The sequence below is a fragment of the Streptomyces sp. NWU339 genome, from assembly GCF_003143855.1.
Lineage (GTDB): Bacteria > Actinomycetota > Actinomycetes > Streptomycetales > Streptomycetaceae > Streptomyces.
Genome location: NZ_QFRK01000001.1, coordinates 350,687 through 365,595 on the forward strand (window position 1 = coordinate 350,687; position 14,909 = coordinate 365,595).

Genomic DNA, 14,909 nt, shown 5'->3' on the forward strand with positions numbered 1-14,909 from the left:
AGTGAGGGTCCGACCGGCGCGCGCCGGTCGGACCCTCACTGCTCTGTTCGGCTCGCGCCTGTCCCGTCGGTCAGATGGACATGGGGGCGCCAAGCATCGCGGAAGCCCGCTGGAGCGGGTCGACGATCCTCGCCGCTGAGGCCGCTGAAGCCTTGGGGACGGTGCGGCAGGTGAAGCCGAGCTGGGTCATGGCCCTGAGGACTTCGCCGTCGCTGAAATCGCGGCGGTCCTGGCGGGTGATGACCTGGCCGACCTGCTTGGCGGGATAGTGGCGGCGCCCGATGACCACGGAGTCGCCGGTGACCGGCTCGGGTTTGACGCCCTTCATCGCTTCCAGCACGCCGCCCTTGGTGAGCTCGAACGGAAAGCGGGCGATGACACAACGCATGATGCCTCACAAGGAGAAGAGGAAGGGGCCGACCATGGTGTGGCGGTTCAGCGGGAGAGGACGACGACGCCCAGGGCGTTGCCGTGCTCGTCGACCACGGGCAGGGCCCCGAGCCGCTGGTGGCGCATCGCGTGCTCGGCTTCGGCCACCGTGGTCAGCGGCGAGGCGAAGGGCCCGCCGTCGTCGGAGATGTCGCGCAGGCGGACCCGGTCGGTGTATTCGGGACTGTCCCGCACGGCGGTGAGCCGGGCCTGGGTGACCAGGTCGGTGTACTGGCCGTCCTCGTCACAGACGACGAGGTGAGCCGTGCGGGCGGCGGCCATGACGGACAGCGCCACCTCGACGGTCATGGCGTCCCAGACCTGAGGCCCGGCCGAGTCCGTGGCATCGGTAACCGTTCTGGGCACGGCGTTGGTGCTAGTTGAGCGGGAATGCATCTGGACCAGCGTCAAGAGGTGCCTCCTGCAGAGATGTGTCAGCTTCCTGATCAAGACGGTTCTAGGCCGCGTCGGAGACGGACCGTCGTGCGGGCGCGCGCCGGGTCGCCGAAGCGGAGCGGCGCCGACCGCGTGAGGTGGCGCCGCGCTTGGGGCGGTCGACCACCGGTGCGGTGATGACGACCGGGATGCCGGAGGGGGCCTGGGCACCGGTGATGCGGTGCAGGGCCTCCGCGCCCGCGCGGACCTGGGTGGTGTGCGGGACGATGCCGGCCATTGCCATGAGACGGGTCATGGCGCGGCGCTGGTTCGGGGTGACCAGGGTGACGACGCTGCCGGACTCGCCGGCGCGGGCCGTGCGGCCGCCGCGGTGGAGGTAGTCCTTGTGGTCGGTCGGAGGGTCGACGTTGACGACGAGGTCGAGGCTGTCGACGTGAATGCCGCGCGCAGCGACGTTGGTCGCCACCAGCACGCTGACGTGTCCGTTCTTGAACTGCGTCAGCGTACGGGTGCGCTGCGGCTGCGACTTGCCCCCGTGGAGGGAGGCGGCCCGCACCCCGCTGTTCAGGAGGTGCTCGGTGAGGCGGTCGACGGCGTGCTTGGTGTCCAGGAACATGATCACGCGGCCGTCGCGTGCGGCGATCTCGGTGATGGCCGCGTGTTTGTCGGCGCCGTGGACGTGGAGCACATGGTGCTCCATCGTCGTGACCGCGCCGGCCGACGGATCGACGGAGTGCACGACGGGGTCGTTCAGGTAGCGGCGCACGAGCAGATCGACGTTGCGGTCGAGAGTGGCGGAGAACAGCATGCGCTGACCCCCGGGGCGAACCTGGTCGAGCAGGGCGGTGACCTGCGGCATGAAGCCCATGTCGGCCATCTGGTCCGCCTCGTCGAGGACGGTGACCAGGACCTGGTCCAGCCGGCAGTCGCCGCGTTCGATGAGGTCCTTGAGCCGTCCGGGGGTGGCGACGACGATCTCGACGCCGCGGCGCAGCGCGCCGGCCTGCCTGCTGATCGGCATCCCCCCTACGACCGTCGCCAGGCGCAGCTTCACGGCGCGGGCGTACGGCGTGAGCGCGTCGGTGACCTGCTGCGCCAGCTCACGCGTCGGTACGAGGATCAGCCCCAGCGGCTGCCGGGCCTCGGCGCGCTGCCCGGCCGTACGGGCCAGCAGGGCCAGCCCGAAGGCGAGGGTCTTGCCGGAACCGGTGCGCCCCCGGCCCAGGACGTCCCGGCCGGCGAGGGAGTTCGGCAGCGTCGCGGCTTGGATCGGGAACGGGGCGGTCACGCCCTGTGAGCCGAGCGCGGCCAGCAGCTCCATGGGCATGGCGAGATCGGCGAAGCTCGCCGCGGCGGGCAGCGCCGGGGTGATCGTCTTCGGGAGGGCGAACTCACCCTGCAACGCGGCGGGGCGGCGGCTGTGACCATTGGAACGAACCGGTCCGCCGGAGCGGCTCGGGGACGATGAGCCGAACCGTTTGCCGTTCTTCCCGGGGGCGGTGCTGCCGTTCCGAGTGCGAGCGAAGCGGTCGTTCGTGCGTGTGCGGTTCATGCGGGACCTTCCTTGATGCGGCACATATCAAGGAATTCCCGCAGCAGTGCGCAGCATGGAGAATTGCAAGAACGGGCCGGTGGAACGCGAAGCGAATCTGGCCGGCAGAAAATCCGTGCGGGCGCAGGCGCTGAAATGGGTGACGCGATGTGGATGCAATACTCAGGGCGTCGACTGCGATGCAGCTATGCAAGGATGCACTGCATCCCCGAAAGGGAACCCGTGTGCGTAAGTCCGCGGATTCCTCGCAGTCGTCCCGCAGGTGAAACCACTACGGGAAGTGCGTACAGCTGGGGCCCGCACCCCGAAGGATGCGGGCCCCAGCTGTAAGTGCGTGCCGACGTCAGGCGGGAACGATGTTCTCGGCCGTCGGGCCCTTCTGGCCCTGCGCGATGTCGAAGCTCACCTTCTGGCCTTCGAGCAGCTCGCGGAAGCCCTGGGCGGCGATGTTCGAGTAGTGGGCGAACACGTCAGCGCCGCCGCCGTCCTGCTCGATGAAGCCGAAGCCCTTTTCCGCGTTGAACCACTTCACGGTACCAGTAGCCATGTCATATCTCCTTTGGGGCAGTGCATCGGAATCCACACTGCGCGGACGCCGTGTCGCCGCGATGATCACCCCGCCCGGAAAAAGACCGGAAAATACAAAAGCGCTTCCAGCGACACAGAAGCCGGCCGGAGAGCACTTGAAGTTTCGGGAACCACAACTGCAACCGAGATCGACAGTAGCACGCCGCAGCGGCCTGCGGGCGGTGAAGAATCCCACGTTAATTATTGCGGCAGGAAATCTGTCTGCATGTTCCGCTGAAATCTCACCTCGCGGACACAGCTATTGATTCACCCGGAGCGCAACCTTTAGCCTCGATCTTTCGTGATCGGCCGTCAGCTCTTGCTGGCGGCCGATCTACGTTCGGCGGTGTTCTTCGGACGTGAGGGCAGCCCGACTGTCGCGTCGGGTGGGCGTCGGGTTCCACGGCTCCGGCGGCGTGGTGCTGTTCGCAGGAACGGGACTTGCTGGTCAGCCGGGGTTGGGAAGGGTTGCGAGTCGCTGGATCGCACCGCTGATCACATCGGTCCAGGGCCAGTGGCGGGCGAACCTCAGGTGCCGGCGGCGCGCGGTGGTGACCAGCTGGACGGCGGCGGAGAGCAAGCGGAGTCGCAGGCGGCGGGGCTCCCAGAGCCGGGGTACCTGTCAGAGCGAGCATCGGCATCCAGCCTGGAGCCACTCACGGCTGGTGCGTTCCCATCCGAGGCGCTGGGCCTTGTGCATCTCCGCCTGGGTGGGGCGGCGGGTGGCGGTGCGGTCGCCCTTCTTCAACTGCCGCAGGCCATAGTCCTTCTCGATCTGCCGACATGCGTCGCCCACACGGAGACCGCTGTCGTGAAGCTTGGGACGGCGGCCGTCCTCACGAACCGTGGTGGCGAGGATGTGGATGTGGTCGTCGGCGTGGCGTACGGCGATCCAGCGGCAGCCGAGGTCGCCGCTCGCCGAGACGATGCCGGCGGCTTCCACGATGCGCTGGGCGATCTCCGCCCACTCGGAGTCGGAGAGGTGGCGGTCCTCGGGGGCAGCACGAACGGGGCAGTGCCAGACGTGGTCCGTGATCTTCTTGCCGAACTCGCTGTTGCGCAGCCGCACGGGCTCGTCGAGGTGGCGGGTGAGCTGAGTGAGGGTGGCGTCCTCGTTGCGTCCGGGATCGGGCATGTCGAGCATCGCGAAACCGGCGACGATGTGCGGATCGGTGTGCTCGTCGTGCCGACCCGGCCCATAGAGGTACGCGAGCAGGCCGCGTGTGTTGGCCCCGGCCGGTTTGATTGCGGCGATCATGCGGACAGGTCCTTCGTCGGGTCGGTGGGCTCGCGCAGAGCCTCGGCGATCAGCTCCAGCAGGTGGTGGAGCTCAGCGAGGTTCCGGCGGATGTCGGGCGGAGTGAGGTCGCTGTTGAGCGCCCGGGCGATCTGGTTGACGTTGACGCCGATGCGGTTGAGGTGGCGCAGTACCCGCGTGCGGAACTCGTGCGTACGGCGGCGGTCCTCGGACAGAGGCAGATTCGCGGTGAACCGGCCGTCCATGAACGCGAGGACGACATCGGCGGCGAAGCCGGATTCGCCTTTGTAGCCGTGCTCTGCGGCGACCTCTTGGAGGCGCAGGCGTTCCTCGCCAAGGAAGCGCAGAGGGCCGACGCGTTCTACGCGCTTGTCGCCGGTGAAACGGCGGATCGTGGGCTGAGCACACTGGGCATGCGGATCGCTGGACGCGGGGCGGAGAACGGCTCTCTGCGCGGCGGGGAATTCGTCCGGCTCGGGGCCGCCCTCGGCCCCGACCCCCGGGTCCGGCGCCCCCTGGCGCCGGGCCGTCTCCGCCACCCCCGGGGCGGAGATCCCCGAAGGCCGGCCGTGAGTCGGACTCGGGGTACTACTGGCTCCGCCAGGGGCCGTCCGTCCGAACGCCTGCCGCAAACGCGCCAGCAGCGCAGGGGACTTCGCCGACGGCAGCGGCTCGTCGGGGGCGTTCTCGGGGTGGAGCGGGTCGCGCGTCATGGACGGTTCTCTCCAGAAAGGGACGGGGAGGGCATGCGGGGCGACGGGAAGGTCTGACGGAGCTCGAGCGCCCACCACCCCATCCACAGGTGTGGACGATCACGCGATGCGTGGGGCGGGGGCCGGCAGGCCGGGTGACCGGAAGGGGTTCCGGCCACCCGGCAGGGGTTCCGGTCAGCTGCTGGCCGGATCGGACTCGGCGGAGGCTTCGCGCTCGGCCCGGAGGATGGCCATCACCTCGGTCAGCCGCTTGCTGCCGATCGTCAGCCCCTTGTCCTCAACTGCCATTCGGACGACGGCCCGGGTGAGCTTGCCCTGCTCAGCGGCAGCAGCCCGGCCGATCTCCACGAGTACCTCGAGTGGGGCGCCGGGCGGACGGCCACCACGCGGCTTGCCCTCAGCGGCGTCGAAAGACGATTCCGACGGCTGGACGGATAGGGCGGCCGGTGGCGCGGTGCCCTGGCCGGGCTCAACCAGTGGCTCGGCAGGCCGGACGCGCTCGACCGGAGCCTCGGCAGACTGGCCGGTTGCGGTGGCCGACGGCTCGGTGGGCCGGCCGGATGGGGTGACCGGTGGTTCCGGCACCTGCGCGGAACCAGGGCCCGAGGGGTCGACAGGCTGCTCGACGAGCTGGTGGATCTGCCGCATCAGCACGCCGAAGGCCACCATCGCGGCGGCCGGGGGAACCGCGGCGACCACGTAGTCGAGGAACGGGACGGTGCCGGCGTCGCCCGTGCCGCTGACCCCGGCGACGTTCAGCGCGATGGAGCCGACCGATCCGATGGCGGTCACGGCGATGGCCCATCGGTCGGTGACGCGGCGCAGGGCCGCGCGGAGCATGAGCAGCTCCCCCGCGACGATGAACGCGTCCAGGGTCGCCGGCCACGCCCAACGGCGGATCGGCGACGTTCCCAACCCGTGCCGGCCGGCGACGTCGGCCAGGTGCGCGTAGGAGAGCCAGAACGCTCCGGCGGTCAGGGCCACGATGACGACGCCGGCCATGACGAGCGCGTATCGCTCGGCATCGTGCTTGGTCATCCTCGGCCGCCCTTTGCCGGGCCGGTCCTCCGGCGACTGGTGGTGCGGTGGAGGAGAGAGGGGAAGAGGCGTCAAGCGGGATACTCCTGTGGTTTCGGCGTGGTGCGTCTTTGCCGTCTTGACCGTTGCAAGCGCAGGTCAGGGCGGGTACGGCAGCGGCCTCGGCCTTCCGTCTCGGCGGGTGGTGTCGGCGTCTTCGGCCCGGATGCGAGGAGGCTCAGGTGGTTCGTCGTGCCCGAGCCCGTCTCGGAGTGGCCGGGCCCCGGGTCAAGACGGTGGCGTCACGTCTTCCGTCTCGGTGGGCAGGGCTGTGACCTGCGTTGATACGGCAAGGACGCCTGGGACGTCGCAAGACGGATCGGGACGGCGTCTTGGGCGGGCGACACGCTGGTCGTGATCGCGTTGCCGTCTCGGCCCCGGTTGCCGTCTTGCCTGGAGGCCGTGTGACCTGCGAGGTCACGGCAGGGACGGCACGGACGGCAACCGGGGAGTGCGGGGCTCAGCCCTCGCGGGGGGCGGGGTCGGCGTCGACGGGGTGGACGGTGGGGCAGTACCGGCGCCAGGCGTCGAGGAACTTGTTGCGCATGTAGCCCTTGCGCTGCGTCCGGTCGGCCATGCGCACGTTGCCGGACGTGATGCCGAACTCGCGCAGCATCCTGCCCAGTTCGCGGGCCGTCAGCCCGCCACGTCCCCACTCCGACCACGGAGCCTCGGGGTCCTGGCGCAGGTGGTGGAGGAGTTCCTCGGTGGACAGGCTGTCCACCTCGCGCTGGGCGACGAAGACGCGGCGGATGTCGGCGAGGATCCGTGCTCCGCTGGGGTGATCCTCCTCGGCTGCCACTTCGGCGGCGACCATTCTCGTGCACGCGGCTCGCGCCAGGCGGGGCCAGTGCCCGCCTGCCAGGTCGGCGACGATGACCAGGGGTTCCCAGGTGTCGGCGGCGCGGTCCTCGACCGGCATGTCCGGCTCCAGCCCCGCGGCCTCGTCGAGGAGCGGCCTGGCCCACGCGGCGATGCGGTCACGCAGATCGTGCAGGGCCGGGATGTCGCGGCGGGAGCGGAAGGGCTTGACCTTCTCGCCCTCGGCCCGGCGCCGCATACGGATCACGGCTGCCCGGTCCATGATCGTGTCGGGCAGGTCGCCGATTCCCGCGATGGCCGCCATGGCGAAGGTGGCGAAGCGGTGCGGGGTGTGGTCGTTGCCGACGACCCGGGTCACATACCGGTTGCGCTGGTGACCGGCGTTGAGCAGGCCGCGCATCTCCTCGTTCTTCTCCGCCATCTTCGGGGTGCCGAAGATGGTGTCCGCCTCGTCCACCAGGAGCGTGGGCGGCTGCTCCTCGGTGATCGAGCGGAAGATCGCCGCGGGTGTGGTGTTGATGGTGAGCATCGGCTCGTGGACCGTCTCGGTCAGCACGTCCAGCAGCCGCGACTTGCCGCACCGCTTGGCCGGCCCCACCACCGCCAGGCGCGGGGCGTGCTGCCACGCGGGCTGCAGGTGCGTCGCCGCCACCCACAGCGTGACCGCGTCCAGCGCCTCCGGCGAAGGCAGGATCAAGAACTTGGCTATCTGCTGCCGGAGTTCGTCCAGCAGCGCCGACCCGTGGGTCGGCTCGGGGTCCGGTATCGAGCTCTCGGCTGTCTCGGCCGGCGACGTTTCTTCGGGTTCGCGCCGGCCTGGGTTGCCCGGCACCGCGACCGGCGGCCAGGCGGCGGCACCGGGTGCGGAATAGGGCGCGGGTATCTCGGGTTCCACTGGGCGGCTCCTCTTCTTGCGTCGCTGGGCGTGCAGGTCCGGCGGGCGCGGGTCGTTCGCGGGGATGCGGGCGGTGGAGTGTGTTGGGCCTCCGGCGTTGGCGCGCCGGGGGCTCACCCGTTTCTCGTGGGCTGTCGGCCACGGGCGGGGAACAGGGACAGTACGTTCACGCCTGGTGACAGTCCAGCGTTTCTGTGTCAGCTCAGCGCAGAACCGTCTGCTACGCTGCCGCTCCTTCACGCCGCCAGTCCGAGCAGTTCCAGCAGGTCCGCGGTCACCACCCGGTAGGCGTTGCCGAGCCGCAGCACCTTGCACGGGTACTCGCCCCGCTTCGCCAGCTCGTACCCCTTGCTCCGCCCGAGACCCAGGGCTCGATTGCCTGTATCCAGGTCAACGGCCACGGGGAGGGCGAGCAGCTCCTCCCGGCTCATCCCCTTCACGCGTGCCGCGCGGCTTCCTTCAGGCATGCAGCTTCCGTCCATTCCGTGCGCCGTCGGCGAACGAGCCCATCTCGTCCGGCTCCAGGCAGGCACTTACCAGCATCGCCAAGCTAATGTGTCTTCATGACACAACACGTTGGCGATGCTGGATGGGACGAAGACGACGTCCCCGAGTGGGCGGATCAGGTCATGGCCACGGTGGCGGCCGAGGTCCGCCGACGCAGGAAGGAACTCCGTATGAGCGCTCAGGACTTGGCCGACCGCTGCGAAGAGATCGGCCACCCGATCCCCCGCAACGTGATCGCCAACATGGAATCCGGCCGGCGCGCCAACCTTCCCTTGATCGATGTCCTGGTCCTCGCCGAAGCTCTGCAGACGCCTCCGCTCACTCTGATCTATCCCGTCGGCTACGTCCCCGAAGTGCAGCGCCTGCCCTTCCGCTACACCGAGCCGACCTGGGACGCCCTGCACTGGTTCACCGGCGACTTGGACGAGCACCCCTACCAACTCGACACCATGCTGCGTCGCTTCCATCGACACGTAGGCCTCCAGCGCGCTGCCTTCGCCGCCATCCGAGGCGAGAAGCACGAACGCTGGAAGGCCGAGACAGCCTCCATCCCCACCAAGCGCGCCGAAGCCGAGCAGAACCGCGAGGACTACGCCGAACGGGCCCTCCAGGCCAAGTACGAGCTCCGCAGCCTGCGCGCCTCTATTCGTAAGCACGGCGGTACCCCGCCACTCCTGCCGCCCGAACTCCACGACGTTGACCCGCCCGAACCCGACACCGTCACGGAGGAACGCCTTTGAAGGGCTCCACTCACCGCCGCTGCTACTGCCGTGATCCCAAGACCAGCAAGCCGCTCGGCAAGAACTGTCCCAAGCTCTCCAGCCGCAAGCACGGCTCATACTCCATACGCCAGGAACTCCCGCCCCGCGAGGAAGGCACCCGCCGCTCCTTCAGCCGCGCCGGCTACGAGTCCCTGAAGGCCGCTCAGGCGGACCTCGACCACGTCCGCTCCCTGCTCGCCCTGGCGGACAAGGACGACCCGGACAGCCTCCAGCGCCTCGTGGCCATGCTGGAGGAGGTCGCGGTTGAGAAGGCTCCGTTGCCGGCCATCGAGGAGACCCGGCGCCGCCTGAGGGCCGGCCTGACCCTCAGGGGCAGCCTCACCGTGGGCGAGTGGCTCGACCAGTGGTTCGCCGCGAAGAAGCGCCGCAAGACCACTCTCAACGGTTATGCCTCCCACATCCGCGTCCACTTGAAGCCCCGCATCGGGCAAGTACGCCTCGACCGGCTCAACGTCGGCCACCTGGTGGAGATGTTCGATGCCATCGCCGACGAGAACGAGGTGATCGCGGCCGAGAACGATGCCCGCCGCGAGCAGATCGCCCGCTGCAAGCCGAGCAAGCCCGGTCGCCCCGTAGGAGCCGAGCGGAAGCTGCTGGCGGCCGAACGGGCCAAGCTGGCGGAGATGAAGCCGTTCCGGAAGGTCACCGGCCCGGCCACCCGTCAGGCGGTCCGCCGCACCCTCCGCGCTGCCCTGAACTCCGCGATCGCCCAGCAGCTCATCACCTTCAATCCCGCATCCCACGTCGAGTTGGAGTCCGGCCGACGCCCCAAGCCGCTCCTATGGACCGAAGAGCGGGTCCGGCGGTGGTGCGAGACGGGCGAGACACCCGGCCCGGTAATGGTGTAGACCCCTCAGCAGTTCGGCGCCTTCCTCGACGCCGCCGAGGGCGACCGGCTGTACGCGATCTTCCACCTGATGGGCACCCGCGGCCTTCGTCGCGGCGAGGCGGTCGGCCAGGACTGGCACGAGATCGATCTCGACGCCGGCCTCATCACACCCGCCAAGGAGATCGTGGTGGACGGATGGGATCCCTACGAGTCCGAGCCGAAGACGGACGGCAGCGCGAACACGATCGCGCTCGACAGCGTGAACATCGCCGTCCTGCGCGACCACAAGGCCCGCCAGGAAAAGGAACGCGCCGAGTGGGGCGACGCCTGGAAGGACACCGGCAAGGTGTTCACCAAGGAGGACGGTTCCTGGCTGCACCCGGAGACGGTCTCCGAGACCTTCCGCCGCGTCCTCGCCACGACCGATCTGCCGCCCATCACGCTGCGGGACCTGCGCCACGTCTCCGCGACCCTCACGCACGGAGGCGGCGGCGACATCCATGCAGTGAAGGAGACGCTGCGGCACTCCACCATCACGCTGACATCGGACACGTACACGAGCCTGCTCCCTGAGCTGGACCGTGAGATCGCCGAGAAGGCGGCAAAACTGATCCCGCGGTCTCGTCCGGCAGTCGACGAATCGACGGCCTCACCGGCAGCCGATCCGCAGGCATGAACGCATCCGCTCACGCATCGCCCAGGGGTTGAACGTCTGCCTGCACTACTTGCCGTCGAAGCCGGCCGGGGTTCCACGGCGATCTCGGAGACACCGGTACCCGGCGGTCCCAGGAGTAGCGTGGTCAGCACGAGGCGAATCCGTGTTCGCACCGGATCCCGAACGGGTGGTCCCTCATGACCGACTCCGACACATCCCCTGGTTTCCGGCATCTGCCGAGTGGCATTCACCAGGCCGTGCGGCCGGGGTGTGCACTGCTCCGGCTGGAGACGACGGCATCGCGCGAAGGCGTTCTCGACGGGGCGTGGTGGCCGCGGTCGCGTGATATCGGTGCGGAGTTGCCCGCGCTGCTGAGCGCCCTCACGGGGCACCTCGGGCCCCTGACCCGCGTCGGGCTGGACGCCGAAGCCTGGGAAGGGCTCCCGACTCGGATCGTCGTGGACGACCGGGTAGTGCACATCGACTCCTTCCCGGTGGGTGACGACACCGTCCTGATCACCCGGGGCGAGAAAGACCTCTTCTCTCTGCTGGTGGTTCCGCCGGACGCGGCTCCCGAGGCCGCCCACGCGGCGATGGCCCAGGCTGTCCGGGCCGACAATCTCAGCCCGGCGGAGCAGATCATCGTCGACACGGGAAGCGGGCAGAGGCCGTAGCGCTGACGGGCCGGGCCGCCCCGCGGCCGGCGCCGACGGCGCGCTCAGCCGCGCCACTCCATCAGGAGGAGCGTGGCGTCGTCCGTGGTGTGTCCGCCCCGCGCCCGCTTGAGTGTGTGCGACAGGGAGCGTGTCACCGCCCGGACACCGCGACCGGTTCTCTCCAGCTGGTTCACCCAGTCGATCAGCTGGTCCTCCCCCGAACTGCTCTTCGCCCCTCGCGTGTTCCTCGATCAGTCCGTCGGTGAAGCAGAGGACGCGGTCTCCGCGTTCCAGACCCACCTCGCTGACCTCTGGCTCCGGTCCGCCCAGGCCGACCGGGAGTGTCGTGGGGGCGGCCAGCCGACGCGTGAGGCGGTGGTCGCGAACGAGCATCGGCAGCGGGTGTCCCGCATTGACCCACTGCATGCTTCCCGTGGTCGTGTTCAGCCGCATCATCTGCGCGGTGACGAAGTGGTCAGGACCGAACTGCTGTGCCACAGCGGCGTCCATGAAGGCATAGATCTCCGACAGCCCGGTTCCGAGGCGGCGGGCGTGGCGGTAGGCGCCGATGGCCACGGTGGCCATGGTGGCCGCGTCCAAACCGTGCCCCATCGCGTCGATCATGGCCACGTGGAGGACGTCGTCGTTGAGCGCGTAGTCGAAGCTGTCGCCCGCCACGTCGTAGGCGGGTTCCAGGATTCCGGCCACGGCGACGCGCGGCATGATCATGGCCAGCGGCGGCAGCAGAGACCACTGGATCTCGGCGGCGACGCTCATCGCTTCACCGCGCCGGGTATGGAAGAACAGGTCGGAGTAGCCGTGTTTGGTCACCAGCAGGTCGGCCACCAGGCCGGCGAGCCTGCGCAGCATGCGGCGGTCGTCGTCATCGACGCGGTCCAACGTCACGGCCATGACGCCCACCTGGTCGCCGCCGTCCAGCAGCGGCAGGTGGACCCGTACGCCGTCGTCCTCGGGCAGTTCGACCGTCAGCGCGTCGAGGAAGCAGCGCCCGGCGGCAGAGTCGTCGATCACCTGCGGGTCCCCGCCCGTGAGGCCCTCGCCGGGCAGGGGTACGAGCAGCAGCTGGCCATAGTCCTGCGGCAGCACCTACGGACGGCGGCCCCCCAACCGCTCCACGACGCCGGCGACCAGCGACCCGATGAGATGGGGCGGAAGCGCGTGCGCGCGATCGAGAACCATACCCAGCAGCGCTTCCCCGAAGCTCTCGGAGCGGTCCGCACGACGCCCGGCTGTCATTCGCTCACCCGCCATGATCCGTGCGTGTACGGACGGCGGGGTCGGAGGACGAAGGGACTGCCCGTCTCATCGCTCCATCATGGCCCGTTCCGCTCCCCGGCGCTCCCCTGGCCGAAGCCGTCCTCGACGCGCGCCAGGATGCGCTGAGCCGACAGCGGGTTCCAGGGATCGGCGGCGGCGGTCAGCAGCCGGGCGGCCGTTCCGACCGGCTCGTCGGGCGGGATGACCAGCAGCTCCCAGCGCCCCACGGTGCCGCAGTCCACGGCGATGGCATGGGCCTCGTCGGCGACATCGGTCAGGATCACCTCGATCACGTGATCGGGCGCCGGCACTGTCTGTGGGGCATCGGGCCAAGCCTCTGCGCCCACGGTCACACGGGTGACGGTGCCATGACCCGGGTCCAATGAGCCCACGAGCGCGGGCAACTCCAGTTCCAGGGCGCCGCACCGCGGCCACCACGCCCCGTCCAGCGGGCCGTGGCTGGCGTCCGGCGTGAGGCTCAGCCGGGGCAGGGGCATCCGGTAGGTGTGTTCGTCAGCTGAGGACGTGCCGCCGGCGGGCGGAGTGATGGCGTCCATCGTGCGGTCCCGTCCCGGGTGGCCTTCGGCTGCCCGCGTTCGTCACTTGCCGGGAACGGCGCCGCCGTGGTCGTGCGCGCGACATGCTCTCGGTACCTCTCAGGCTACTCCCGGCCTGGGCCGACGGCGCGAGGCGCAGGCGCCGTGCGAAAGCGCGGTTTCCCGGGACAGGCCCAGCACGCAGGGGGCGACCGGACCGGGCAGCCCGATCACCTCTCCGTGGTTCCGCCAGCCCCAGGACTCGAAAGCGGCCTGCCCGGCCTGGTCGGCCGGATGAAGCAGGGCGACTGCGAGGGCATTGTGCCGGTCGGCCAGCAGGCGCTGTTGCAGACGGCGGGCGATGTCGAGGTGTTGGGCGTGCGGATGCGCCACAACCTGGGTGAGGAGCAGGAACCGGGTGCAGCCGGTAAGCCGTTGGATGCTCTCCTGCAGTCCTCGGTCGGACCGGACGCCGGGGCATATCGGAAAGCCGAAGGCGCATCCGACCAGCCTCGTCGTCTCGGCGACCAGCAGCGCGAAGCCGGGCCGTCGGGCGCTGGCGGCCAACCGCCGCAGGAAGTCGCCCCGATCCTGGTACGCCTCCCCGGATGTGCCCACGACGGACGCCATGGCCAGGTCGGCGATGTCCTCACTCATCCCCTCCGCCTGCCAACGACTCAGCCGGCGAAGGCGGATCCCGTCCTTGACGACCGGCGCACTGGCGCGGTCGCCCACCGTCGGCATCCCGTCGGTGGGCGAACCCGACGGGGCCGTCTCCAGTAGATCGCGGAGCAGGGCGGGTGGCGCCGGAAACGCCGGGGCCGCAAGGAGCAGGGGTGTAGAGCCGGTGGCGGCGAGCAGCCGGGTGATCTGCGCGCACGGATGGTGCAGCCGCAGGGAGGCGTGCACCCGGCCGGCGCGCTGTGACGCCGTCAGGAAGACGTTGAGGCCCTTGGCATCGCAGGAGCCGACCGTCGTCAGATCGACGTCGATGGCGGTCACGCCGTCGCGCAGACACTGGTCCAGCGCGGCCCGCAGCAGGGGCGCTGTGGCCGACCCGATCTCACCGGCGAGCGTGACGAGAGCCCGCTCCCCTCGGTCACGTCGGTGGATGTCCAGCCGCCGCAGGGCCATCACGCCTCCGCCCGGCAGGCGCACAGAACGGCACAGACACTGAACTTGCGCGAAGTTGCTTCGATGGCGGCGGACACGATGCCGACCCGTCTCCGCGCCGACCGCTCGGGCAGGTACGGGGTTCGTCTCTCGCCGAGGACGACCCGGCGTGGCGGCCTGAGTACGCGATGCCCTCGGTATCTCCACGGTACGCCGCCGACAACTGGAACGGTTGCGGCGCGGGGCAGGAGTGGCGTGGGAAGGATCGAGGGTACGTCGTACGCCGCTGACAGGACTGGTCTTGTCCTCGGCGCGCGGCGCGGGCCGTGCGACACGATACGAGCCGTTCCTCGGCCCAGGTCGGGTTCCGCCTCATGACCACCGAACCCGTGCGCCTTCCGTACCCGCTTCCGTCCGCGGACCCGCCGGACGACGTTCCCAGTGAGAGCAGGGTCGAGGCCCGCATCATCTCCATGGACCCCGAAGCGGCCCGGCACGTCGCCGATGCCCTCCGGCTGCTGTTCGCCGGGGGCGAGCAGCGCAGTTATCCGGCGTGCCCGTCGGAAGAGGGACACGTCTGCACCTCACGCTCGATCCCGCGCGGGGCGTCGGCCCGCGGCTGCTCCTGGCTGGAGGCCAGCAGGCCGCCCGTGGACCGAACGCATCCGGGCGAGACCGCCTGACGCGTGTCCCCGCCGGCGCCGGACCAACGGCACCCACCAAGCCACCGCCACCGGCGGATCTCCACCACTCCAGCCCCAGGAGACCTCATGACAACCGCCTCAGTGCTCCACTCGTCCACAGAGGCGGAAGCCGAGCGGTTCATGGAGACGGCCACAGCAGA

The 14,909-nt window shown here is 69.9% G+C and carries 13 protein-coding genes and 4 pseudogenes; 4 read left to right on the forward strand and 13 right to left on the reverse strand.

From position 1 onward, the window contains the following. Positions 1-70: 70 nt before the first annotated feature. The 10 genes and pseudogenes from DIZ27_RS01600 to DIZ27_RS01645 all read right to left on the reverse strand — a co-directional run bounded on the left by DIZ27_RS01600 (position 71) and on the right by DIZ27_RS01645 (position 8,176). On the reverse strand, positions 71-388 hold the full coding sequence (locus DIZ27_RS01600; protein ID WP_109376425.1) for an SCO5918 family protein: 318 nt from the start codon (positions 386-388) through the stop codon (positions 71-73). A gap of 47 nt (positions 389-435) precedes the next feature. Then, the gene (locus DIZ27_RS01605; RefSeq protein ID WP_109376426.1) at positions 436-840 is read right to left on the reverse strand and encodes a CBS domain-containing protein; all 405 of its coding nucleotides are present in this window, start codon (positions 838-840) and stop codon (positions 436-438) included. Between the two features lie 46 nt (positions 841-886). Next, a complete protein-coding gene (locus DIZ27_RS01610) occupies positions 887-2,377 on the reverse strand; it encodes a DEAD/DEAH box helicase (RefSeq protein ID WP_109376427.1) in 1,491 nt (496 codons plus the stop codon). A 343-nt stretch (positions 2,378-2,720) separates the two neighbouring features. Beyond that, complete coding sequence (locus tag DIZ27_RS01615) at positions 2,721-2,924, reverse strand: cold-shock protein (RefSeq protein ID WP_004986771.1); 204 nt, start codon at positions 2,922-2,924, stop codon at positions 2,721-2,723. A gap of 468 nt (positions 2,925-3,392) precedes the next feature. Further along, positions 3,393-3,588, reverse strand: a pseudogene (locus DIZ27_RS01620) (transposase); the annotation flags it as partial. Further along, positions 3,570-4,202 (reverse strand): annotated as a pseudogene (locus DIZ27_RS01625) (relaxase/mobilization nuclease domain-containing protein); the annotation flags it as partial. The pseudogenes DIZ27_RS01620 and DIZ27_RS01625, both read right to left, overlap by 19 nt. Beyond that, positions 4,199-4,741, reverse strand: coding sequence for a MobC family plasmid mobilization relaxosome protein (locus DIZ27_RS01630; protein WP_109376428.1), 543 nt, complete (start codon positions 4,739-4,741; stop codon positions 4,199-4,201). The pseudogene DIZ27_RS01625 and the gene DIZ27_RS01630, both read right to left, overlap by 4 nt. A gap of 348 nt (positions 4,742-5,089) precedes the next feature. Continuing rightward, positions 5,090-5,953: a DUF2637 domain-containing protein gene (locus DIZ27_RS01635; RefSeq protein ID WP_109376429.1), complete on the reverse strand. Its 864-nt coding sequence runs from the start codon at positions 5,951-5,953 to the stop codon at positions 5,090-5,092. A 499-nt stretch (positions 5,954-6,452) separates the two neighbouring features. Beyond that, positions 6,453-7,709 carry a DUF3631 domain-containing protein gene (locus DIZ27_RS01640; RefSeq protein WP_109376430.1) on the reverse strand — a complete coding sequence of 419 codons (1,257 nt, stop codon included), beginning with the start codon at positions 7,707-7,709 and terminating at the stop codon, positions 6,453-6,455. 236 nt (positions 7,710-7,945) lie between these two features. Beyond that, entirely contained in the window at positions 7,946-8,176 is a 231-nt protein-coding gene (locus DIZ27_RS01645) for a hypothetical protein (protein ID WP_258308186.1), read from the reverse strand. Between the two features lie 96 nt (positions 8,177-8,272). Between DIZ27_RS01645 and DIZ27_RS01650 the strand changes: the two genes are divergently transcribed. The 3 genes and pseudogenes from DIZ27_RS01650 (at position 8,273) to DIZ27_RS01660 (ending at position 11,156) form a co-directional block, all read left to right on the forward strand. After that, entirely contained in the window at positions 8,273-8,956 is a 684-nt protein-coding gene (locus tag DIZ27_RS01650; RefSeq protein WP_109376432.1) for a helix-turn-helix domain-containing protein, read from the forward strand. After that, a pseudogene (gene xerC, locus DIZ27_RS01655) lies at positions 8,953-10,503 on the forward strand (tyrosine recombinase XerC). The gene DIZ27_RS01650 and the pseudogene xerC overlap by 4 nt, the downstream one beginning before the upstream one ends. A 176-nt stretch (positions 10,504-10,679) precedes the next feature. After that, entirely contained in the window at positions 10,680-11,156 is a 477-nt protein-coding gene (locus tag DIZ27_RS01660; protein WP_109376433.1) for a DUF5994 family protein, read from the forward strand. A gap of 44 nt (positions 11,157-11,200) precedes the next feature. Here the strand turns inward: DIZ27_RS01660 and DIZ27_RS01665 are convergent. The 3 genes and pseudogenes from DIZ27_RS01665 to DIZ27_RS01675 all read right to left on the reverse strand — a co-directional run bounded on the left by DIZ27_RS01665 (position 11,201) and on the right by DIZ27_RS01675 (position 14,086). Next, a pseudogene (locus DIZ27_RS01665) lies at positions 11,201-12,395 on the reverse strand (PP2C family protein-serine/threonine phosphatase). Between the two features lie 77 nt (positions 12,396-12,472). Further along, positions 12,473-12,973, reverse strand: coding sequence for a DUF5994 family protein (locus DIZ27_RS01670; RefSeq protein ID WP_258308187.1), 501 nt, complete (start codon positions 12,971-12,973; stop codon positions 12,473-12,475). Between the two features lie 99 nt (positions 12,974-13,072). Next, positions 13,073-14,086: an STAS domain-containing protein gene (locus tag DIZ27_RS01675; RefSeq protein WP_109376434.1), complete on the reverse strand. Its 1,014-nt coding sequence runs from the start codon at positions 14,084-14,086 to the stop codon at positions 13,073-13,075. A 353-nt stretch (positions 14,087-14,439) separates the two neighbouring features. Here DIZ27_RS01675 and DIZ27_RS45530 point away from each other — a divergent pair, with 353 nt between their 5' ends. Beyond that, positions 14,440-14,748, forward strand: coding sequence for a hypothetical protein (locus DIZ27_RS45530; protein ID WP_181383333.1), 309 nt, complete (start codon positions 14,440-14,442; stop codon positions 14,746-14,748). The last annotated feature ends 161 nt before the right edge of the window (positions 14,749-14,909 follow it).

Coding starts and splice junctions, on each gene's coding strand:
- DIZ27_RS01610 (WP_109376427.1), bottom strand. CDS start 2,377: ATGAACCGCACACGCACGAACGACCGCTTCGCTCGCACTCGGAACGGC.
- DIZ27_RS01675 (WP_109376434.1), bottom strand. CDS start 14,086: ATGGCCCTGCGGCGGCTGGACATCCACCGACGTGACCGAGGGGAGCGG.
- DIZ27_RS45530 (WP_181383333.1), top strand. CDS start 14,440: ATGACCACCGAACCCGTGCGCCTTCCGTACCCGCTTCCGTCCGCGGAC.
- DIZ27_RS01650 (WP_109376432.1), top strand. CDS start 8,273: ATGACACAACACGTTGGCGATGCTGGATGGGACGAAGACGACGTCCCC.
- DIZ27_RS01670 (WP_258308187.1), bottom strand. CDS start 12,973: ATGGACGCCATCACTCCGCCCGCCGGCGGCACGTCCTCAGCTGACGAA.
- DIZ27_RS01660 (WP_109376433.1), top strand. CDS start 10,680: ATGACCGACTCCGACACATCCCCTGGTTTCCGGCATCTGCCGAGTGGC.
- DIZ27_RS01600 (WP_109376425.1), bottom strand. CDS start 388: ATGCGTTGTGTCATCGCCCGCTTTCCGTTCGAGCTCACCAAGGGCGGC.
- DIZ27_RS01615 (WP_004986771.1), bottom strand. CDS start 2,924: ATGGCTACTGGTACCGTGAAGTGGTTCAACGCGGAAAAGGGCTTCGGC.
- DIZ27_RS01635 (WP_109376429.1), bottom strand. CDS start 5,953: ATGACCAAGCACGATGCCGAGCGATACGCGCTCGTCATGGCCGGCGTC.
- DIZ27_RS01645 (WP_258308186.1), bottom strand. CDS start 8,176: ATGCCTGAAGGAAGCCGCGCGGCACGCGTGAAGGGGATGAGCCGGGAG.